The sequence below is a fragment of the Allobosea sp. NPDC055332 genome (assembly GCF_053645455.1).
In genome coordinates, this window is record NZ_JBSHMO010000005.1 from 676,261 (window position 1) to 695,499 (window position 19,239).

Annotated in this window: 20 protein-coding genes; 7 read left to right on the forward strand and 13 right to left on the reverse strand. The window is 67.2% G+C overall.

The window, feature by feature from the left end; translation table 11 throughout:
* Positions 1 to 120: 120 nt before the first annotated feature.
* From ACWIGM_RS28730 to ACWIGM_RS28770, 9 genes are all read right to left on the reverse strand, one after another.
* Positions 121 to 1,392, reverse strand: a complete 1,272-nt coding sequence (locus ACWIGM_RS28730; RefSeq protein WP_454029381.1) for an ABC transporter substrate-binding protein — start codon at positions 1,390 to 1,392, stop codon at positions 121 to 123.
* A 27-nt stretch (positions 1,393 to 1,419) separates the two neighbouring features.
* Positions 1,420 to 2,589 carry a mandelate racemase/muconate lactonizing enzyme family protein gene (locus tag ACWIGM_RS28735; RefSeq protein ID WP_454029382.1) on the reverse strand — a complete coding sequence of 390 codons (1,170 nt, stop codon included), beginning with the start codon at positions 2,587 to 2,589 and terminating at the stop codon, positions 1,420 to 1,422.
* Complete coding sequence (locus tag ACWIGM_RS28740; protein WP_454029420.1) at positions 2,589 to 3,503, reverse strand: dihydrodipicolinate synthase family protein; 915 nt, start codon at positions 3,501 to 3,503, stop codon at positions 2,589 to 2,591. Before ACWIGM_RS28740 ends, ACWIGM_RS28735 begins: the two co-directional genes overlap by 1 nt.
* A 160-nt stretch (positions 3,504 to 3,663) precedes the next feature.
* Positions 3,664 to 4,143, reverse strand: a complete 480-nt coding sequence (locus ACWIGM_RS28745) for a copper chaperone PCu(A)C (RefSeq protein WP_454029383.1) — start codon at positions 4,141 to 4,143, stop codon at positions 3,664 to 3,666.
* 19 nt (positions 4,144 to 4,162) lie between these two features.
* Positions 4,163 to 4,960 (reverse strand): DJ-1/PfpI family protein, encoded by a 798-nt coding sequence (locus tag ACWIGM_RS28750; protein WP_454029384.1) that lies wholly within the window; start codon positions 4,958 to 4,960, stop codon positions 4,163 to 4,165.
* Positions 4,957 to 6,543: a copper resistance CopC/CopD family protein gene (locus ACWIGM_RS28755; protein ID WP_454029385.1), complete on the reverse strand. Its 1,587-nt coding sequence runs from the start codon at positions 6,541 to 6,543 to the stop codon at positions 4,957 to 4,959. The genes ACWIGM_RS28750 and ACWIGM_RS28755 overlap by 4 nt, the downstream gene beginning before the upstream one ends.
* Positions 6,544 to 6,584: 41 nt before the next feature.
* Positions 6,585 to 7,103, reverse strand: coding sequence for a YcnI family copper-binding membrane protein (locus tag ACWIGM_RS28760; protein WP_454029386.1), 519 nt, complete (start codon positions 7,101 to 7,103; stop codon positions 6,585 to 6,587).
* Positions 7,104 to 7,283: 180 nt separating this feature from the next.
* Positions 7,284 to 7,649: a hypothetical protein gene (locus ACWIGM_RS28765; RefSeq protein ID WP_454029387.1), complete on the reverse strand. Its 366-nt coding sequence runs from the start codon at positions 7,647 to 7,649 to the stop codon at positions 7,284 to 7,286.
* A gap of 88 nt (positions 7,650 to 7,737) precedes the next feature.
* Entirely contained in the window at positions 7,738 to 8,157 is a 420-nt protein-coding gene (locus ACWIGM_RS28770) for a MerR family transcriptional regulator (protein ID WP_454029421.1), read from the reverse strand.
* A gap of 116 nt (positions 8,158 to 8,273) precedes the next feature.
* Here ACWIGM_RS28770 and ACWIGM_RS28775 point away from each other — a divergent pair, with 116 nt between their 5' ends.
* The 5 genes from ACWIGM_RS28775 to ACWIGM_RS28795 are packed head-to-tail and all read left to right on the forward strand — an operon-like array spanning position 8,274 to position 13,035.
* A complete protein-coding gene (locus tag ACWIGM_RS28775) occupies positions 8,274 to 10,634 on the forward strand; it encodes a heavy metal translocating P-type ATPase (protein ID WP_454029388.1) in 2,361 nt (786 codons plus the stop codon).
* Positions 10,635 to 10,645: 11 nt separating this feature from the next.
* Positions 10,646 to 11,275 carry a methyltransferase family protein gene (locus ACWIGM_RS28780; RefSeq protein WP_454029389.1) on the forward strand — a complete coding sequence of 210 codons (630 nt, stop codon included), beginning with the start codon at positions 10,646 to 10,648 and terminating at the stop codon, positions 11,273 to 11,275.
* On the forward strand, positions 11,272 to 11,778 hold the full coding sequence (gene lspA, locus ACWIGM_RS28785; protein ID WP_454029390.1) for a signal peptidase II: 507 nt from the start codon (positions 11,272 to 11,274) through the stop codon (positions 11,776 to 11,778). The genes ACWIGM_RS28780 and lspA overlap by 4 nt, the downstream gene beginning before the upstream one ends.
* Entirely contained in the window at positions 11,778 to 12,692 is a 915-nt protein-coding gene (locus ACWIGM_RS28790; protein ID WP_454029391.1) for a cation diffusion facilitator family transporter, read from the forward strand. The genes lspA and ACWIGM_RS28790 overlap by 1 nt, the downstream gene beginning before the upstream one ends.
* A gap of 40 nt (positions 12,693 to 12,732) precedes the next feature.
* Positions 12,733 to 13,035, forward strand: a complete 303-nt coding sequence (locus ACWIGM_RS28795) for a hypothetical protein (RefSeq protein WP_454029392.1) — start codon at positions 12,733 to 12,735, stop codon at positions 13,033 to 13,035.
* Positions 13,036 to 13,039: 4 nt separating this feature from the next.
* Here the strand turns inward: ACWIGM_RS28795 and ACWIGM_RS28800 are convergent, their stop codons facing one another.
* Together ACWIGM_RS28800 and ACWIGM_RS28805 are read right to left on the reverse strand one after the other, a co-directional pair.
* Positions 13,040 to 13,204: a hypothetical protein gene (locus tag ACWIGM_RS28800; protein ID WP_454029393.1), complete on the reverse strand. Its 165-nt coding sequence runs from the start codon at positions 13,202 to 13,204 to the stop codon at positions 13,040 to 13,042.
* Positions 13,205 to 13,211: 7 nt separating this feature from the next.
* Entirely contained in the window at positions 13,212 to 13,835 is a 624-nt protein-coding gene (locus tag ACWIGM_RS28805; protein ID WP_454029394.1) for a DsbA family protein, read from the reverse strand.
* A 189-nt stretch (positions 13,836 to 14,024) separates the two neighbouring features.
* Between ACWIGM_RS28805 and ACWIGM_RS28810 the strand changes: the two genes are divergently transcribed.
* Both ACWIGM_RS28810 and ACWIGM_RS28815 read left to right on the forward strand, forming a co-directional pair.
* Positions 14,025 to 15,086, forward strand: a complete 1,062-nt coding sequence (locus ACWIGM_RS28810) for a L,D-transpeptidase family protein (protein WP_454029395.1) — start codon at positions 14,025 to 14,027, stop codon at positions 15,084 to 15,086.
* Positions 15,087 to 15,118: 32 nt separating this feature from the next.
* Positions 15,119 to 15,742: an SCO family protein gene (locus tag ACWIGM_RS28815; RefSeq protein WP_454029396.1), complete on the forward strand. Its 624-nt coding sequence runs from the start codon at positions 15,119 to 15,121 to the stop codon at positions 15,740 to 15,742.
* 8 nt (positions 15,743 to 15,750) lie between these two features.
* Here the strand turns inward: ACWIGM_RS28815 and ACWIGM_RS28820 are convergent, their stop codons facing one another.
* Together ACWIGM_RS28820 and ACWIGM_RS28825 are read right to left on the reverse strand one after the other, a co-directional pair.
* On the reverse strand, positions 15,751 to 17,133 hold the full coding sequence (locus ACWIGM_RS28820) for an aldehyde dehydrogenase family protein (RefSeq protein ID WP_454029397.1): 1,383 nt from the start codon (positions 17,131 to 17,133) through the stop codon (positions 15,751 to 15,753).
* Between the two features lie 161 nt (positions 17,134 to 17,294).
* The gene (locus tag ACWIGM_RS28825) at positions 17,295 to 18,950 is read right to left on the reverse strand and encodes an acetolactate synthase large subunit (protein ID WP_454029398.1); all 1,656 of its coding nucleotides are present in this window, start codon (positions 18,948 to 18,950) and stop codon (positions 17,295 to 17,297) included.
* Between the last annotated feature and the right edge of the window lie 289 nt (positions 18,951 to 19,239).

Genomic DNA, 19,239 nt, shown 5'->3' on the forward strand with positions numbered 1-19,239 from the left:
GCCTCCTGGCCGAAGCTTGTCATTCTCGGGCGGAGCGAAGCGCAGACCCGAGAATCTCATGGCGAGAGGGCGCTGGTTTCCGAGATGGCCGGGTCAAGCCCGGCCATGACGGCACTCAGGTTACTGCTTCTGCAGCGCCTCGGCCTTGGCTTGCATCGTTGCCGCGACCGCCTTCGGGTCGAGGTCCTGGATGATCATGCGCTGGGACTCTTCCATGACCATCTTGGCGAACTCGTTGAACTGCAGCTCCAGCCCCTTCGGAATGCGGTCGACCTTGGCGTCGGCGGCTGCCTTGGTCGCCTGGACCAGCAGGTCGAAATGCGGCGTGTCCTTGGTCGCGGCCGAGGTGTCGGCGCGTGGGCTAGGCGGCGGCGAGGCGCCGAGCGTCGCATAGCTCGACTGGAACTTGTCCGAGGTCGCGATCGCGATGAAATCCCAGACCAGTTTCTTGTTCTCCTTGGGTGCATCAGCGGCGATGCCGAGCACGTTGGAGGAGCCGCCGACCGGCGGCTTGAACGGCACCATGCCGAGCTTGATCTGGTCCTTGGCCTTCCCCTTCTGGATGATCGGCCAGAGCCAGGGCCCGTCCGTCTTCATCGCGATCTTGCCGTCGGCGAACATCTGGCGAACCTCGCCGGCCGCCAGGTCACGCGGGGTCAGGCTGTTCTTGACGATGGTCTTCCAGCGCGACAGGCCTTCGATCATCTCGGGCGTATTGATCGTCACCTTGCCGGCATCGTTGGTCCAGCGCCCGCCGGCATCGAGCGTGTAGTTCATCATCTCGCTCATATACTGGCCACCACCGCCCTTGGTCTCGTGGCCGGTGCCGAACTGGTCGGTGATGCCGTCGCCGTTGAGGTCCTTGGTCAGCTTCTGTGCCGCTGCGAGGAATTCGGCATAGGTCTTCGGGGCGGCGAGGCCTTCCTTCTTCAGCAAGTCTTCGTTGTATGCGAAGATGTAGCCGAAATAGAGCATCATCGTGCAGACGGTCTGCTTGTTCCAGCTGCAGGTGTCCTGCCCGGCCCAGCCCTTGAGGTCGAGTTTCGCATCCTTGATGTAGCCATCGAGCGGCTCCAGCCAGCCATTGTCGGCGAATTTCTGGAACTCGAAGGAGGCGAGGTGGACGATATCAGGCGGCTTGCCGCCGGCGAACAGCGTCGTCATCGTGTCGGCATAGGCGCCGCGCTCGACCTTGGTCCATTCGATCTTGACGCCGGGATGGGTCGCCTCGAACTCCTTGATCACCGAGCCCCACCAATCGCCGACGCCGCGCTCGTCCTTCTGCCAGGAGACGAACTTCAGCACCTTGCCCTGCGCCCAGGCGGCGCCGGGGAGAAAGCCGGCGGCGAGCGCGAGCGCAGCCGCGGAGAGTGCAAGCCTTGTCCTCGTCATGGTCTCCTCCTCCCTTTGTTGTTGTCGCTAAAGCCGCTTCAGCAGCTTGAGCGCTTCTTTCGATGGCTCGACCCCGAGGCCGGGCCCGCTCGGCAAACGGTAGAAGCCGTCGCTGCAATCCATGTCGCCCTGCAGCAGCCGCCGGTTCGGCTCGAAGATCGAATGCTGGAATTCGTGGCACTCGACCGCCGCGAGCGCCGATGACGCATGCAGGCTCGCCGCCAGGAACAGGCCGATGCCGATCGTGGCATGCGGGATGACCCGCAGGTGATGCGCCTGGGCATAGAGGCCGATGCGCATGAACTCGGTCACGCCCTTGTGGCCCATCTCCGGCTGCACGATCGCGCAGGCCCGGCGTGCGACCCGCGGCACGAGATCGTAGACCGTGCGCCATTCCTCGCCGGCTGCGACAGGCGTCGAGACTTTTGCGGCAACATGAGCAAGACCGTCGAGATCCTCCGGCTTCACCGGCGCCTCGGCGAACCAGAGATCGTGCGGCTCCATCGCCCGGATCGCCGCGACGGCCTCTTCCCCGGTATGGACCCAGTGCATATCGCAGGCGATGCGGGCCTTTGGCCCAAGCCGCTCGCGCAGCGTCGCGATCTCCGCGACATTGCCGTCGTCGGCGACCGGGGCGGCGAACTTGAAGCTGTTGAAGCCCTTCGCCTGCCATTCCGCGGCGAACTCGGCCCGCTCAGCCCGCGTCGGCTTGGGCAGGCCGGAAATGTAAGCCGGCAAGCGTTCATGCTTCTGCCCGCCGAGCAGCTTGACCAAAGGCAGGCCGGAGAGCTTGCCGCAGAGATCCCAGAGCGCGATGTCGATCGCGGCGAGCGCATCGAGATAGAAGCCGCCGGTATAGCCGCGCACCCGCATCAGATCGTAGAGATCGTCATGAATGACGCTGACGTCGCGCGGGTCGCGCCCGACGACGAAGGGGCCGAGCAGATCGTCGATGATCGCCATAGCGGCGCCGGGGGCGACGATGCCGTAGGTTTCGCCCCAGCCGACCGCGCCATCAGCCGTCTCGATCCGCACCACCACGGTGCGGTCGACGGTCGGATAGACCGTGCGGTTGCCCTTGCGGACGATGTAGCCGTGGTCGTTGACGCGCTCGCCTTCGCGCAGGGCGCCGAGATAGGGCGTCTCGCGCGGGATGGTGATCGAGAAGACCTCGACGCGGGCGACGCGCTCGGCCATCAGGCGCCTCCGGCGAGCGTCGGCTCGCGCGCATCGACGGTCATGAGGTCGGCGCAGGCATCCAGCCAGGCGTCGATCTCGGCGACGTCGAGGGCGTCCATTGGCGGCACCTTCGCCCGCACGACCTGATTGGTCATCACGCCGCGCCGCGTCAGCACATGCTTGGTGAAGGCCATCCGGAAATTGAACTGGATCACCAAGAGCGGCAGCGTGCGCATATAAAGATCGCGCGCGCGGGCGGTGTCGCCGTCTCGGTAGGCCCGGTCCATCGCGACATGGATGTCGGCGAGCTCGACCGCCGGCATCGCCCCGCAGGCGCCGCGATTATACTCGTCGATCAGGTAGCGCGCGCCGCCGCCGCCGATCACGCCCTTCAGATGCGCTGGCTTGCCGGCCGCGATCGCGGAGATGGCGAGGCCGGACGGCAGCGTCTCCTCCTTGACATAGGTTATCGCCGGATTGTCGCTGACGATCTGCAGGATCGCCTCGGGCTTGAGGTCGGAGCCGCGTGGGGCCGGCGCGTTCTGCAATACGATCTCGATGCCGGGCACGGCCGCGGCGATCTCGCCATAGAAGGCCGAGACTGCTTCGGTCGTGGTGCCGACGCTCTTCGGCGCCTGGATCATGACATGGCGGATGCCGTTGGCGAGCGCCTCGCGGCAATGCGAGATCGCCTCAAGGGCGGTCGGGGCGCTCGCTCCCGCGACGATCGGCACGCGTCCGCCGACACGTTGCACGACAACCTTCAACAGCGTCGCCCGCTCGGCGGCAGTGAGCTCGTCGACCTCGCTGGCAAAACCCGGGAACACCACGCCGTCGACACTGCTGGCGAGGGCGAAATCGACGATCCCAGCCATCGCCTCGGGATCGACAGCGCCAGCCTCGGTGAACGGCGTCGGCAACACCGGGAGCATGCCCTGCAGCACTGCGTTTCTCCAGTTGATCCATATTATGGATCATTTGTTTTCTAATATGGACCGTACTTCTGACGCCGCGGATCGTCAAGCGCGCATGAAAAAAGCCGCCGGGCTTGCACCCGGCGGCCTCCACGATTTCGCAGCCTTTCGGCGGCGATCAGTGCTTGTGGGCTTCGGCCGGAGCGCGGGCGCCGACCGACTGCACGGAGAATTCGACCGGGACCGCCCCGGCCTTCTCGAAGCTCAGCGTGCCCTTGACCTTTTCGCCTTCCTTGAGTTGGCGCTTCAGATCCATGAACATGATGTGGTAGCCGCCGGGCTTGAGCTCGAGCTTGGCGCCGGGCTTGAGCTCGACGCCCTCGGGCAGGCCGCGCATGGTCATCACGCCGTTGTTCATCGCCATCTCGTGGATCTCGACCTTGCCGGCGATCTCGCTGCTGCCACCGAGCAGGCGATCAGCGGCGCTACCGGTATTAGTGACCGCGACATAGCCGCCGGCGACCTTGGCGCCGGCGGGGGTGGCGCGCGTCCAGGGCTGCTCGATCTTGAGCGGACCGGCCGTGTAGTCCTGCGCGAGGGAGGTGCCGCAGCTCAGCGCGAGGGCTGTGGCGGCGAGGGCGAAGCGGAACTTGGTCATCTTGAGGCTCCTTGCGTGATCAAAGCGAGAGGCGGGACTTGGCGAGTTCGGCATTGCGCCGGGCGGCGTCGATCAGGGGTTTGCGCCGTGCCAACACGTCGCTGGTGAGCTTGGTGCCGGCACGCTCCGGAGAGCCGGCGTCGAAAGGCGGCTGCGGATCATATTCCAGCACGAGCTGGATCAGGCGCGCCGTCTCCTCATCGCGCAACTTGGCCGCGACCGTCAGGCCGAAATCGATCCCGGCCGTGACGCCGCCGCCGGTGATGCGGTTGCGGTCGGTGACGACACGGCTGTGCTCGACGCTGGCGCCCATCGCTGCGAGCAGGTCGCGAATGTACCAATGGCCGGTGGCGCGATAGCCCTTGAGCAGCCCGGCTGCGCCAAGCACCAGCGAGCCTGTGCAGACCGCGGTGACATAGCGGGCCCGCGCGCCGCGATCGGCGAGGAAAGCGAGCGTTTCAGCATCGTCCATCAGCGCGACGCTCCCCTTCAACCCGCCCGGAATGAACAGGACATCGAGCTCCGTCGGGCAATCGGCATAGCTCGTCGTCGCCGTGACCGGCAGGCCAAGATCGTTCGTGACCGGCTGCCGATCCTTCCAGACCAGGTGCAGCTCCGCCCGCAGCAGCGAGAACACGGTCAGCGGCCCGATCAGGTCGAGCATAACCATGTCGGGATGCACCAGCATCGCGATCCGCGGCGTGCTCGTTCCAGCGGGCTGGGCCAAAGCGGCTTGCGGCAGCCCGGCGAGCAACCCGGAGAGCGCGCCGGCCGCTGCCAGGCCCGTCCAGTCGCGTCGTGTGATGTCACTTGTCATGGCCTGATCTCCACGGTCTCCTTGAGACGGGTCATCTCGAAATCCGAGACCAGGATCTCGAGCTCGACGGTCCAGCGGCCGGCGACCGGAAGCGTCAGGTCGCCGACCTGCCAGCTGCCATCCGACTGCTTGATTGCCTGCCGCTCGATCGGCTCGATGCCGACCTCTGGCCGCGACAGGGCAAGGCGCAATTCTTTCGCCGCGAGCGGGCCGAAATCGCCGTCGAGCAGCGAGACGGTGATCGTCACGGGGCCGGCGCGGCCGGGCGTCACGCTGATGTCGGCCATCGCCTTCTCGGTATGGATATGGACGCTGGCTGGCTGGGCGGCCGCAGCGAAGAGCGCGCGCGGCGGCGGCGTGAAGCGCCAGAGCGCGACAACCGCGAGGATGGCGACGACGATCGCGATCTCGGCTGCGATGATCCGGGTCAGCAGCGAGCGGGTGGCTGCGCTACCTGACACGACCGCGTCCGTCAGCCGGTAGCGGTTGAAGGTGCCGAGGCCGATCAGCACCGCGACCAGCGCGAGCTTGCCGGTGAGGACGAGGCCGTAGGGGGTGGTCAGCAACGCCTGAGGGCGCTCGGCCTGGACGATGGCGAGAGCGAGGCCGCTGAGCAGGATGAAGAGCAGCAGCACGGGGATGCGTCGCGAGAAACGCTGCAGCGTCTGCGCCCCATCGGACTGTCGCAGGGAGAAGGCGAGGGGCAGCAGGGCGCCGGCCCAGCCGGCCATGCCGATCGCGTGCAGGAACACGGCCGGGCGCGTCAGGAATTGCGGTTCGGCGGCGCTGGCGTGGCCGCTCGCCGCGAGCGCTGCACCGATGCCGAACCAGGCGAGGGCTGCGAGCAGGCGCCCGCTTGTGCTGGGTACGAAGAGCGCGAGCAGTGCCACGAGCAAAGCCAGAGCCGCGATCAGCGTAGTGCGACCGAAACTGCTCGCGGCGGCGGCCTGCCAGGCTGCAGGCTGAAGCGCCGCAGAGAGCGGCAGCGCCAGCGCGTCGAGCCCCTGCGCCGCAAAGGCGACCGGCAGCGACAGCAGCCCGAGAGTGAGGAAGCCCGCTATGGGCCGGCGCACGGGTGCGGGCAGGGGGGCGACCCAGGCCATGAAGGCCACGCCGCCAATGCCAAAAACGAGGCCGAGATAGAGCCCGAACTTGCCGAGCCAGAGCGTGAGGCGAACGGCGGGCTCGCTTTGCGTCGTCACGATCGGAGCTGCGCTCGGCGCTCCGACCGAGAACAGCACCGAGCCGCCGACCGGATGGCCGTCCTCGGAGACGACACGCCAGCTCAGCACATGCGTGCCTTGGCCGAGATCGGACGGTGCCGTGATCGCGAGCGTCCGGTCCGAGAGTGTGAAGCGCGTCAGCGCGCGGCTCGTCCCGTCCGGGCCGATCAATTTCAGCACCAGCGGCGAGACGGGCTCGCTGAAGCTCAGGCTGAATTCACCGGGCGCGCCGGCGACGACCGCGCCGTCGGCCGGCGCGGCCTTGGTCAGCGCGGCATGCGCCAGCACCTGTCCCGCCGTCGCCAGCGGGGCGAGGGCGAGGCCGAGCAGGATGAGAAGAAGGTGAAGGTGCCGGGTCATGGCGGGACGGCGGCCGGGCGTTCCCGCCCGGCCGCACTCGCTCACTTCTTCGGCGTCAGCTTCACGCCCGGGGCCGGGAACTTGTAGTCGTCCGCCGACTTGCCGGCCGCCGGGATCTCGATCCAGCGCTCGACGGCGCCGCCCTCGCATTCCTGCACGATCGGCACGTAGAGCGTCGTCTCCGGCTTGAGGTCGGTGGTGAGATAGGCGCGCAGGACGAACTCGTCATAATGCTCGTCGAGCAGCTTGCCGCCGCTCCAGCTCACCTCGGTGACGCCCTCGGCCGTCGGCGTGCCGTAGTAGTCATAGGGCTTCTCGTACTTGCCCTTGGTCGTCTCCAGCGTCCAGCCGGGCTTGGGCATCGGCTTGACCGCGATCACTCCCTCGGGGATGCGGACTCGGACCCTGGTCGTGGCCGCGCCCTTGCAGCCATGCGGCACGCGCAGCACTGCCTTGTAGGTCGAGCCGACCGGGGCCTGCTGGGTCTCCAGCGTGACATGGGCGACGGCCGGGCCGGCAGCGAAAGCCGCGACGAGGGCGGCAAGCGAAAGCGATTTCATCGTCAGGAATCCCTGCGGAAAGGACACTGGCATGGCCGGTGCAGCCGCGTTTGGCGGCGTGAATTTGAAAGGAGCGCGCGAGTCGGCAGCGTGCCGTCGCGAGCGAATGGAGTGGAAAGAGGCCGCTGGCGGCCGTCAGCAAGGGGAGGCGACGCGACCTTGCGCGCAGGCCTGTCCTGTTCAGAGGGCGACGGGCGGTGCGCGCGGATTTGCCGGGAAGCGACCGGCGACGAAGCCGGATGGCAGATCGAGCCGGCGCTGGAAGGCGACGAGATCGACGGCGCGATGGACGACCGGCAGCGAGTTGGTCGGGGCAGCTGGTGCACCGGCGCCGGTGAAGGCGCAGCCGAGCATGCAGCAGCTCATCAACTCATGCGCCGCCGCGCCGTCGCTTTGGCTCGCCGGCATATCGCCGCCGGCGCAAAGCGTCATCGCCAGCGAGCGGTCGAGGCTGAAGCTTGCCGCATTGGCGCCGGAGGCGAGGCCCGCGAAGATCGCCTGCAGCACGACGAGATAGGCCGCGGCCAGCGCGGCCCAGCGTCTCATCCCTGCTTTGCGAGCCCCTGCGGACAAAACCGGCCCTCCTGCCGCTTCGATAGCATGGCTGCCGGCAGGGTCAATTTGCGTCAGTGTCTCAGTGGCCGTGGTGCTCGCAATGGCTGTGATCGGCCAACGCCTCGATCACGGCGCAGTCGCTGGCGGCGACGCCGCCCGAGCAAACCGTTGCGATCCGGGCAAGTTCGGCCTCGAGCGAGCGCAAACGCGCGATCTTGTCGCGCACCTCGTCGAGATGCTCGGCCGCGATCGCATGCGCTTCGTCGCAGGCCATGCCGGGTGTGTCCGAAAGCCGCAGCAGGGTCCGGATGCTCTCGACCGCGAAACCGAGATCGCGCGCATGCTTGATGAAGGCGAGCCGCTCGACATGGGCGCGGCCATAGCGGCGCTGATTGCCTTCGGAGCGCTCGGGCTCCGGCAGCAGGCCGACCTGCTCGTAATAGCGGATCGTCTCGACCTTGACCCCGGTGCGCTCGGCCAGCGTCCCGATCGGCACCACGCGCTCGAGGGCCCTTGCGAGAGATTTCGCCGGCTGCATGATTTTCCCTCTTGAAGCTGTAGTGGCTATAGGTTGTAGGTAGGTGGTCCCGCAACGCTGTCAAGCGGAGACGACGCATGGCCACTGCCGCGAAAACCGAACTGGAAACGCTGTCCTGGAAGGTCGGCGGCATGGATTGCGCCAGCTGCGCAGCCAAGATTCGCGGCGCGGTCGAGCGGCTGCCCGGCGTCTCCGAGGTCCGTCTATCCGTGATGTCGGAGACGCTGACCCTCGCCCTCGACGAGAGCCGGACCCGGCGCGACGCCATCGAGAAGCACGTCGCCAGCCTCGGCTATACGACGGCGGCGGTTGCCGCCAAGCGGGCGACTGAGCCCGAGACCGCCTCCAGCTGCGGCCATGATCACGGGACGGCAGGCAAGGCGCAGGGCGACGCACATAAGCATGACCATGCACACGACCATGACCATTCGGCCTGCGGCGGGCACGACCATGCTCATGACCACAAACACGATCACAGCCACGACCACACCCACGGCAAGGCGAGCAAAGCCGCCGATCAGGGCCACGGTCTGCCTGGCCATGTCCATGAGCCGACACCGGACGGCGTCTCCTGGTACCAGACCGGCAAGGGCCGCCTTGTCCTGCTGACCGGTGCCCTGCTCGGCGCCGCCTGGCTCGCCAAGTTCACGGTCTCCGAGACGGCTGCCTACTGGGCCTTCGTCGTCGCCTGCGTGATCGGCGTCGTACCGGTGGCGCGGCGCGCTTTCGCGGCGGCGGCTGTCGGCCAGCCCTTCACCATCGAGATGCTAATGACGATCGCCGCGACCGGCGCGCTCGTCATCGGCGCAGCCGAGGAGGCGGCGCTGGTCGTCTTCCTCTTCGCCGTCGGCGAGGTGCTGGAAGGCGTCGCTGCCGATCGCGCTCGCGCCTCGATCCGGGCGCTGGGCGATCTCGTGCCGAAGACGGCCCTGGTCGAGGAGAACGGCGAGACCCGCCAGGTCGACGCTGCCGCGTTGAAGGTCGGCCAGATCGTGCTGGTGCGCCCGGGCGACCGCATCCCGGCCGATGGTGCGATCACGGAGGGCGTCTCCGGCATCGACGAGAGCCCGGTCACCGGCGAATCCGTGCCGAAGACCAAGGGCGTGGGCGACCAGGTCTATGCCGGCTCGGTCAATCGCGAGGCGGCCTTGCGTGTGCGGGTCGAAAAGGCGGCCGCCGACAACACCATCGCCCGCATCATCCGCCTGGTCGAGGAAGCGCAGGAGGCGAGGGCGCCGACCGAGCGCTTCATCGACCGCTTCTCGCGCATCTATATGCCGGCGATCGTCGGCCTCGCCATCCTGGTCGCGCTGGTGCCGCCGCTGGCTTTCGGTGGCGAGTGGTCGGTCTGGATCTACCGGGCACTGGCGCTGCTGCTGATCGGTTGCCCCTGCGCGCTGGTCATCTCGGTGCCGGCCTCGATTGCGGCCGCACTCTCGACCGGCGCACGGCAGGGCCTGCTGCTCAAGGGCGGTGTGGTGATCGAGGCCGCCGCCCGCACCGGCGTCGTCGCCTTCGACAAGACGGGAACGCTGACCGCGGGCGAGCCGCGCGTCACCGAAATTGTCGCGCTCGGCCGTGACGAGCGCAAGATCGTCGAGCTCGCCGCTGCCGTCGAGACTGGCTCCAGCCACCCGCTGGCGCTTGCCATCCTCGCTCGCGCCAAGGCGCACGCGATCCCGGTGCGCGCCGCCACCAATGCTGCGGCACTCGCCGGCAAGGGCGTAACGGGCACGCTTGATGGGGTCGACATCTTCGTCGGCGCGCCGCGCCACGCCAGGGAGCGCGCCAGCTTCGACGCGGCGGCGCTGAGTGCTGTCGAGCGGCTGGAAACAGCGGGCAAGACGGTTGCGGCCGTCATCGCCGACGGCGCGCTCGTCGGCCTGATCGCCTTGCGTGACGAGCCGCGCGAGGATGCGGCTGCGGCTATCGCCGAGCTCAAGGCGCTCGGCGTCCGCTCGGTAATGCTGACTGGCGACAATGCCCGCACCGGCGCCGCCATCGCCGGTTCGCTCGGCCTGGAGCACAAGGCTGAACTGATGCCTGACGACAAGGTCACCGCCATCAAGGCGCTGTCGCAGGAGGCGCCGGTGATGATGGTCGGCGACGGCATCAACGACGCCCCGGCGCTGGCGGCGGCCAATATCGGCGTCGCCATGGGCTCGGGCACCGATGTCGCGCTCGAGACCGCCGACGGCGCCGTGCTGAAGAGCCGGGTGCGCGACATCGCCGCGATGATCCGGCTGGCGCGGGCGGCGATGGGCAATATCCGCGCGAACATCGCGATCGCGCTCGGGCTGAAGGCAGTGTTCCTGGTCACCAGCGTGCTCGGCTACACCGGCCTCTGGGTCGCGATCCTCGCCGATACCGGCGCGACCGTGTTGGTGACGGCGAACGCGCTGCGCCTGCTGCGCTTCAACGCCGGCAAGATCGGCTGAGGAGGCTTTCCATGTCAGGCATGGAAATCGCCAGCTATCTGATGGTCATCGTCTACGTCGTCAGCTTCCTCGCCATGTCGGCGATCCTGGCGAAGGAGGCTGGCCGTCCGGTCTGGCTGTTCGGCAAGGGCAAGGAGAAGCAGACGCTGCCGGCGCTGCTCTTCCGCCTCGCCTTTGCCGGGGCCGTGCTCTGGCCGCTCTGGCTCGCGGCCTTCGGCAACCCGGTGAAGGGCGATCCGCTGACGGCGGCGCTGGACGGACCCTGGTTCGATGTCTTGGGGCATCTGCTTGTCGTCATCGGCGCCTGCGTCGCGCTGCTGTCGCAGCGCTATATGGGCACCTCCTGGCGCATCGGTGCAGCCGAGGGCGAGCAGGGCGCGATCGTCGACAGCGGCCCCTTCGCAGTCTCGCGGAACCCGGTCTTCGTCGGCCAGGCCCTGCTCTTCATCGGCCTCTTCATCGTCCTGCCGAGCCTGGTGCAGGCAGCGCTGACATTGGCGCTGCTGGTCGCGATCAGATTGCAGGTCGCGATCGAGGAGCGCGTGCTCGCCACTTCGCTCGGGCAGCCCTATCTCGCCTACAAGGCTCGCGTTCGGCGTTGGCTCGGCGTCAGCAGCCGCGCAGTGGGAGAGGCGGCGTGAGCTGGTCGCGCAGGCTCGTTTCCGCTGCCGCCGTCGCGCTCGCAGCGGCCGGTCTCGATCAGGTCAGCAAATGGCTGATGCTGGAGATCGTGCTCAATCCGCCCGAGCCGATCGCGCTTACGCCCTTCCTCAGTTTGCGCCTCGGCTTCAACACCGGCGTCAGCTTCGGCCTGTTCCGAGACACACTCGAAGCCTGGCCCGGCCTGCTCGGGCTGTTCAAGTTCGCTGCTGGCTTCGGCCTGCTGGCCTGGGCGGCGTTCGCCGGGCATCGCCTCGAACGCATCGGCCTTGCGCTGATGGCGGGCGGGGCCTTCGGCAATGCGATCGATCGCTGGCGCCAGGGCGCCGTCACCGATTTCCTCGATTTGCATTGGGGCGACTGGCACTGGCCGACCTTCAACGGCGCCGACATCGCGCTGACCTTCGGTGTGGCGCTGATGCTGCTGGCCGCCCTGCCGGTGATGAACCGAACGCCAAACCGGCATATGAGCGGAGCATCCTGATGGGAGCCGGGCATTCACATGGCGGCAGCGCCGGCACGGCCGCCGGCCGCCACAAATCGCGGCTCGCTGCCGCCTTCGGCCTGACCTTCGCCTTCATGCTCGCCGAAGTGGTCGGCGGCCTGTGGACCGGCAGCCTCGCGCTCTTGGCCGATGCGGCGCATATGCTGACCGATGCCGGCGGGCTTGCCCTGGCGCTGGTCGCGATCCGCTTCGCCGAGAAGCCGGCGACGCCGCAGCGGACCTATGGCTATGTCCGGATGGAGATCCTGTCGGCGCTCGCCAACGCCGTCGTCCTGCTGCTGCTGACGCTCTACATCCTCTACGAGGCCTATCAGCGCTTCCTAAACCCGCCGCCCATCCTCGGCGGGCCGATGCTCGCCGTCGCGGTCGTCGGGCTGATCGTCAACCTGATCAGCATGAAGCTGCTCGCTGGCGGCTCCTCCGAGAGCCTCAACGTCAAGGGTGCCTATTTCGAGGTGCTGAGCGACATGCTCGGCTCGCTCGGCGTTATCATCGCGGCGGTGATCGTGATGGCGACCGGCTGGCGGCTGGCCGATCCCATTGTCGGCGCCGGCATCGGCCTGTTCATCGTGCCGCGGACCTGGATCCTGCTGAAGCAGGCGGTCCATATCCTGATGGAAGGCACGCCGCCAGAAGTCGATATCGCTTTGCTGGAAAAGTCGCTGTTGGCACTGCCCGGCGTCACCGCCGTCCATGACCTGCATGTCTGGACGCTGACCTCCGGCCTCGATGCGATGAGCGCACATATCGTCGTCGCCGACATGGCGCAGGGTCGTGAGACGCTCCTTCAGGCCAATCGGCTCCTCGCCGAGGAGTTCGGGCTCAAGCACACCACCATCCAGATCGAGGACGAAGCGATCCGCCGGACGGATGGTCACGAGCAGCGCCTCTGAGCACCGCAATTCCGACACAGGCACAGCTGAAAGCCGAAATATGGAATCGTTCATCGCCGCCCTGGTCTCGCTCCTGATCCTCGATCCGATCCAGGGCGCCATCACCAGCCAGCTCTCGGCGCTGGGCATTCCGCGTGACAGCGCCGACAAGGTCGCCGCCTGCGCCCGGGCCGCGACACCCGCGATCGTGACGCGCGTCGGCGAGAACCCCGGCTGGGCTGTTGTCCAGGTCGTCCGCTTCTGGACAGGGGCGGCGAGCCCGGATGCCGTGCTCGTGGAGATCGCGCCGCAATGCGCCGGCGCAGTCGAGACGGCCAAGCGCACGACCGGCCGCTCGGTCTGACGCCTCAGCGCTGCGGCCCAGCAGGCTCTGCCGGGGCTGAGTGCGCCTGAGGATCGCTCTGATGCCGTCGATCCTCTGTCTCGCGCATCCGCACCAGGGTGACTGCGTAGAACAGGACCACCAGCCCGGTCAGCGCCGCCGCCAGCGCGACGTTTCGCGACTTTACCATGATGGGCTCAGCGCCCGGCCAGCAGCGGCGCCAGGATCGCATCGAACTGTTCGAGCGAGAGCGCCCCGACCTCCTTCTTGCCGTTGACGAAGAAGGTCGGGGTCGACTCGACACCGAAGCCCTTGGCGCGCTCAGAGACCTGCTTGATCCCCTGATAGATGTCCTCGCGCTTCAGGCAGGCTTCGACGCCATCCTTGCCCATGCCGGCCTGGCGCATTGCCTGGGTCAGCCCGTCCAACGGCTTGTCGGAATGGGCCCAGCCTTCCTGCGTCCGGTAGAACATGTCGACGACCGGGTACCATTTGTCCTCGCCGGCGCAGCGGGCGAGCATGAAGCCGGCCATCGCCAAAGGATCGAGCGGGAATTCGCGGATGATGAAGCGCACCTTGCCGGCGTCGACGTATTTCGCCTTGAGCTCCGGCCAGGTCTTCATGTGGAAGTTCATGCAGTGATGGCAGGTGAGCGAGGCGTATTCGATCACCGTCACCGGCGCCTCCGCCGCGCCGAAGACCCTTTCCGGCAGCGGACCGGGACCGAGCAGGGCGGTCGGCGCTTGGGCGAGCGCCGGCAGGGACAGCGAGCCGGCAAGGCCGAGGGCGAGGGATTGCAAGGCGAGGCGGCGGTCGAGCATGGCGTGATTCCCCTTTCGCCGCGGTTCTGCGACCTGAAGCCACCTGAGCTTCAAGTGCCGAAGGAGAGGGGCGCGGGAGATGCCGTTCACGAAAACGTCAATTGAACCTCGACCGGCCTGAGGTTGCAGGGTCGCGCGGGTTCAAGCCCGTTCACGAGTCGTTAGCGCCAGACGCCGATAATTTTAGCCATGTCCGATCGCTCTCTCTTCCAGCATCTCCGGCGCTTCGCGCTGCTCGGCGTTGCCGCCATTACCCTGTCGTCATGCGTCGGAGTGGACGGCGACGGCCGCGGCAACCAGCCTTTGCCGGCTGCGCTCGTCTCGCAGATGTCGAACAAGGGCATGAGTCAGGCCGACCCGATCGTCGTGCGCCTCTACAAGAAGGAGAGCGAGCTCGAGGTCTGGAAGCGCGATCGCTCCGGCCAATATGCCCTGCTCAAGACCTATCCGATGTGCCGCTGGTCCGGCCAGCTCGGCCCGAAGAAGCGTGAGGGCGACCGGCAGGCACCCGAGGGCTTCTATACGGTGACGCCCGAGCTGATGAACCCGAGATCGGCGTACTACCTGTCCTATAATCTCGGCTATCCCAACGCGCTGGAGAAGGCGCAGGGCTATACCGGCTCGGCCCTGATGATCCACGGCGCCTGCACTTCGGCTGGCTGCTACGCCATGACCGATGACGGCGTCACCGAGCTCTACGGCCTCGCGCGTGAGGCCTTCGCCGGCGGGCAGCGCAGCTTCCAGGTTCAGGCCTTCCCCTTCCGGATGACGCCAGAGAACCTGGCGCGCCATCGCGGCAACCCGAACATCGCCTTCTGGCGCAATCTCAAGGAAGGCTCGGATCATTTCGAGGCGACGCGCCAACCGCCGAAGCTCGCGACCTGCGGTGGCCGTTACGTCTTCAACCCGGCGGGCGATGCCTCGGCCTTCGTCCCTGGCGCGCCGTGCCCGGCCTACCAGACCGATCCCGAGGTCGAGCCGCTGGTCGCGGCCCGCAGTGCCCGCGACGACGCACGCCTCGCCGAACTCATCAGCAGCTTGCCGGCGATGAGCTATGCGCTGATGGATGGCGGCATGCATCCGAGCTTCCGCAAGCTGCTGCGCAATATTGGGCCGGAGCGCATGCAGACCATGGTCGCCGGCAAGGTCGAGATCAGCGCGCCGCAGGCGGCGCTGGCCGATCCCTATGGTGGCGGCGGCGACGATGAGCCGCAGCAGGCAACGGCGACCGGGTCGATTTCGCCACGTTGACGCCGGCGAGGCCGGACGCCAGACAGAGCGCTATGCCGATCCTCAAGATCATCCGTTACGGCGCCTGGGCCGCCGTCGTTCTCGTCGCCTTCGCCGCCGCCGCAATCACGCTCGGCTGGTGGCGTGTCGATGGCCCCGGCCGGCCGGGGCCCAGTGCAGCCGTGTCGACGCCGCTGGCCGATGTCGGCGGTCCGTTCACCTCGACCGACCATACCGGCCGCAAGGTCTCGCAGGCCGATTATCTCGGCAAGCCGACGCTGGTCTTTTTCGGCTTCACCCACTGCCCGGAGGTTTGCCCGACCACGCTGTTCGAGCTCACGACCTTGCTCGGCAAGCTCGGCCCCGAGGCCGACAAGCTCAATGTGCTCTTCGTCAGCGTCGATCCCGAGCGCGACACGCCAGCGCAGCTTTCGCTCTATCTGCAGTCCTTCGATCCGCGCATCGTCGGGCTCTCGGGCACGCAGGCCGAGGTCGACGCGGCGCTGAAGGCCTACAAGGCCTATGCCAAGCGCATCCCGACGGCGGACGGCTACACCATGGACCACACCGCCTCGGTCTATCTGATGGACGGGGAAGGGCGGTTCCGCAGCCTGATCGACTATCACGAGGAGCAGGATTCGGCGCTAGCGAAGGTCAGGCTGCTGCTGAAGCGCTGAAGGCTGCCTCAGCGCCGGTTCATCAGGATCATCTTCTCCTGCGTCATATCGCGCATGGTGTAGGGGATGCCGCCGGTGCCGTAGCCGGATTCCTTGCGGCCGGCGAAAGGCATCCAGTCGGTCCGGAAGGCGGTCGGGTCGTTGATCATCACCGCCGAGGCGTCGAGCCGCTCGGCGACATGCAGGGCGACATCGATGTCCTGCGCGAAGACGCTGCCCTGGAAGGCGACATTGAGCGAATTGGCCCGGGCGATGGCCTCGTCGAGCTTGCTGTAGCGATAGACGCAGACCAGCGGGCCGAAGACCTCGAGCTGCGAGACCTTGGCGTCGGCGGCGGGATCGAGCAGCACGGCCGGCTCCAGCGTCGTCTCGGAGAGCCGCTTGCCGCCGAGCGCGAGCTTGGCTCCGCCCTTCACCGCTTCGTCGATCCAGCTCGCCACCCGGTCGGCTTCCTTGGGTAGGATCAGCGGGCCGACCTCGGTCTCCTTCAGGACGGGGTCGCCCGTGCGCAACTTGGCGACCCGCGCCACCAGCCGTTCGGTGAAGGCGTCGGCGATCTCTTCATGCACGTAGATGCGCTGCGTCGAGACGCAGACCTGGCCGGCATGGTAGTAGCCGCCCTTGACCAGCGGCTCGATGATCCTGTCGAGATCGGCACTGCGGTCGACGATCGCCGGCGCCGCCCCGCCATGCTCCAGTGCCGAGCGCGCGCCATGCGCCAGCTTGGAATGCAGGTACCAGCCGACCTTGGCCGAGCCGATGAAGCTGAGAAAGGCGACACGCCGATCTGTCACGAGCTTCTCGGCGAGCTCGTTGGTCTCCGGCAGGAAAATCTGGCACCAGGCCTCCGGCAGGCCGGCCTCGTGCACCAGCGCGACGAAGTCGCGGCAGCACAGGGGCGTCGTGCTCGCCGGCTTGATGATCACCGGGCAGCCGACGGCGATCGCCGGCGCGACCTGGTGGACGATCAGGTTGAGCGGGTGGTTGAAGGCCGAGATCGCTGCGACGACGCCGATCGGCTCCTTGGTGGTGAAGGCCCAGCGGCCCGCAGCCGCGGGCGTCAGCCCCATCGGGATCTCGCGGCCGGCGAAGTTCCGGAGTTCATCGGCGGCATTGTGGATGCCGTCGATGGCGCGGGTCGTCTCGATGACCGCATCGGTCAGCGGCTTGCCGCCCTCGCGCGCGATCTGGCGGGCGAAATGATCGCGCCTGGCCGACAGCAATTCGGCGAGCTTGCGCAGGATCGCGATCCGCTGATGGGCTTGGAGCCAGTTGCCGCGATCGCGGAAGACCTTGTCGGCCGCCGCCAGCTTGGCTTCGAGCGCCGCGGCATCATCGGTGGCGATCTCCTCGATCGGCGCGCGATCATAAGCCTGCACGACCTGCAGCATGGGATTATCCTTTCACTGGAACCACAGCCCTCATCCTGAGGAGCCGCGTAGCGGCGTCTCGAAGGATGGTTCCAGTGATCTCTGGAGCATCCTTCGAGACACCATTTCTATGAAATGGCTCCTCAGGATGAGGGCCGTAAGAATCGAAGGCTGGCTCCGTATCAGGCCAGCTCGATATCCGGCGTCTTGTTGCGCAGCTCCTCGACGAGCACGCGGGTGTTTTCCGAATAATCGATCGGCACCTCGACGAGATGGACGCCGCCGCCCTTGAAGGCGGCTTCCAGCGTTGGGACGAGCTCGGCGGCCGAGCCGACGCGCGAGCCCTTGGCACCATAGGCCTGCGCATAGCGAACGAAATCGGGATTGCCGAAGCTCATGCCATAATCGGCGAAGCCGTCGACCGCCTGCTTCCAGCGGATCATGCCATAGGCGCTATCGTTGAGGACGACGACGACGAGGTTGAGGCCGAGCCGGACGGCGGTCTCCATCTCCTGGCTGTTCATCATGAAGCCGCCATCGCCGCAGACGGCCATCACCCGGCGCTTGGGATGGAGCATCGCCGCCATCATCGCCGAGGGCAGGCCGGCGCCCATCGTCGCCAGCGCATTGTCGAGCAGCAGCGTGTTGGCGACGTGGGTGCGGTAGTTCCGCGCGAACCAGATCTTGTACATGCCGTTGTCGAGGCAGACCATGCCGTCCTCCGGCATCACGGCGCGGATGTCATGGACGATCCGCTGCGGCGTGATCGGGAAGCGGTCTTCCTCGGACCGGTCGTTGAGATGGGCGAGGATCTTCTGGCGCAGCTCCAGCATGACCGGATCGGCCTCGAGCCGGCCGCCCAGCAATTCCGCCAGCGCCGCGACGGTCGCGCCGATATCGCCGATCACCTCGGCATCGGGATGGTAGACCTGCTCGACCGTCGCCGACTGGTAGCTGACATGGATCACCTTCGGTCCGCCTGCGCTCCGCATCAGGAAAGGCGGCTTCTCGATCGTGTCATGCCCGATCGCGATGATCAGGTCGGCCCGGTCGACCGCCTGGTGGACATAGTCGCCCTCGGACAGGGCGGCCGTGCCCATATAGAGATTGGAGCCGCCGGTGACGGCGCCCTTGCCCATCTGGGTGTTGAAGAAGGGCAGCTTCACTCGCCGCACGAAATCGGAGAGCGGCTCGACCAGTCGCGGCCGGTTGCCGGCAGCGCCGATCATCAGCAGCGGCCGTTTGGCGGCGAGGATCATCTCGGCGGCGCGGGCAATCGCTTTGGGGTTAGCGACCGGGTGCTCCAGCGCATGCACCGGGATCAGCGGCACATCGGCGACCTCCTCGCCGGCGATGTCCTCCGGCAATTCGAGATGGACCGGACCGGGACGCTCCTCCATGGCGACGCGGAAGGCGTCGCGCACCACCGCCGGAATGCTGGCGGCGCTGACGATCTGCCGGGTCATCTTTGTCAGCGGCTTCATCGAGGCGACGACGTCGACGATCTGGAAGCGCGCCTGCTTGGCGCTCATGATCGCCTTCTGGCCGGTGATCAGGATCATCGGCATGGCGCCGAGATGGGCATAGGCCGCCCCGGTCGAGAAATTGAGCGCGCCGGGCCCGAGCGTTGCGATGCAGACACCCGGTCTGCCCGTCAGCCGGCCATGCGTCGCCGCCATGAAGGCGGCGGCCTGCTCGTGCCGGGTCAGGACGAGCTCGATCTTCGAGGTCCGGAGTGACTCGACGACGTCGAGGTTCTCCTCGCCGGGAACGCCGAAGATGCGGTCGACGCCCTCGTTCTCGAGCGCTGCCACCAGGAGATCGGAACCCTTCGTCATTGCCATCGCCTATCCGGAACGCCTCGATACCGGGAAAGGTAGGGCGCCTTCACGCGAAGGGAAAGCCGGCGCATGGCAGGGCCGCTGTCGCGGCGGGACCGGCTGGGCTCTGATCGCCCCACTTATGCTGGGCTCTTTGCCGATTAAAAGATAAGCTATTGAAAATACGCGCCTTTCAGATTCAGAGGCACTTTTGTCGAAAAACTTTCAAGAAGCGTGTTGACATGGGAAGCGGGGTCCCCCTATAAACCGCCCATCGAGACGGCGCCGCCGCTGGCGGGGCCGCTCT

Excerpts from the sequence above, each read along its gene's own strand:
- ACWIGM_RS28730 (WP_454029381.1), bottom strand. The coding sequence starts at position 1,392 with ATGACGAGGACAAGGCTTGCACTCTCCGCGGCTGCGCTCGCGCTCGCC.
- ACWIGM_RS28735 (WP_454029382.1), bottom strand. The coding sequence starts at position 2,589 with ATGGCCGAGCGCGTCGCCCGCGTCGAGGTCTTCTCGATCACCATCCCG.
- ACWIGM_RS28740 (WP_454029420.1), bottom strand. The coding sequence starts at position 3,503 with ATGCTCCCGGTGTTGCCGACGCCGTTCACCGAGGCTGGCGCTGTCGAT.
- ACWIGM_RS28745 (WP_454029383.1), bottom strand. The coding sequence starts at position 4,143 with ATGACCAAGTTCCGCTTCGCCCTCGCCGCCACAGCCCTCGCGCTGAGC.
- ACWIGM_RS28750 (WP_454029384.1), bottom strand. The coding sequence starts at position 4,960 with ATGACAAGTGACATCACACGACGCGACTGGACGGGCCTGGCAGCGGCC.
- ACWIGM_RS28755 (WP_454029385.1), bottom strand. The coding sequence starts at position 6,543 with ATGACCCGGCACCTTCACCTTCTTCTCATCCTGCTCGGCCTCGCCCTC.
- ACWIGM_RS28760 (WP_454029386.1), bottom strand. The coding sequence starts at position 7,103 with ATGAAATCGCTTTCGCTTGCCGCCCTCGTCGCGGCTTTCGCTGCCGGC.
- ACWIGM_RS28765 (WP_454029387.1), bottom strand. The coding sequence starts at position 7,649 with ATGAGACGCTGGGCCGCGCTGGCCGCGGCCTATCTCGTCGTGCTGCAG.
- ACWIGM_RS28775 (WP_454029388.1), top strand. The coding sequence starts at position 8,274 with ATGGCCACTGCCGCGAAAACCGAACTGGAAACGCTGTCCTGGAAGGTC.
- ACWIGM_RS28780 (WP_454029389.1), top strand. The coding sequence starts at position 10,646 with ATGTCAGGCATGGAAATCGCCAGCTATCTGATGGTCATCGTCTACGTC.
- ACWIGM_RS28790 (WP_454029391.1), top strand. The coding sequence starts at position 11,778 with ATGGGAGCCGGGCATTCACATGGCGGCAGCGCCGGCACGGCCGCCGGC.
- ACWIGM_RS28795 (WP_454029392.1), top strand. The coding sequence starts at position 12,733 with ATGGAATCGTTCATCGCCGCCCTGGTCTCGCTCCTGATCCTCGATCCG.
- ACWIGM_RS28800 (WP_454029393.1), bottom strand. The coding sequence starts at position 13,204 with ATGGTAAAGTCGCGAAACGTCGCGCTGGCGGCGGCGCTGACCGGGCTG.
- ACWIGM_RS28805 (WP_454029394.1), bottom strand. The coding sequence starts at position 13,835 with ATGCTCGACCGCCGCCTCGCCTTGCAATCCCTCGCCCTCGGCCTTGCC.
- ACWIGM_RS28810 (WP_454029395.1), top strand. The coding sequence starts at position 14,025 with ATGTCCGATCGCTCTCTCTTCCAGCATCTCCGGCGCTTCGCGCTGCTC.
- ACWIGM_RS28815 (WP_454029396.1), top strand. The coding sequence starts at position 15,119 with ATGCCGATCCTCAAGATCATCCGTTACGGCGCCTGGGCCGCCGTCGTT.
- ACWIGM_RS28820 (WP_454029397.1), bottom strand. The coding sequence starts at position 17,133 with ATGCTGCAGGTCGTGCAGGCTTATGATCGCGCGCCGATCGAGGAGATC.
- ACWIGM_RS28825 (WP_454029398.1), bottom strand. The coding sequence starts at position 18,950 with ATGACGAAGGGTTCCGATCTCCTGGTGGCAGCGCTCGAGAACGAGGGC.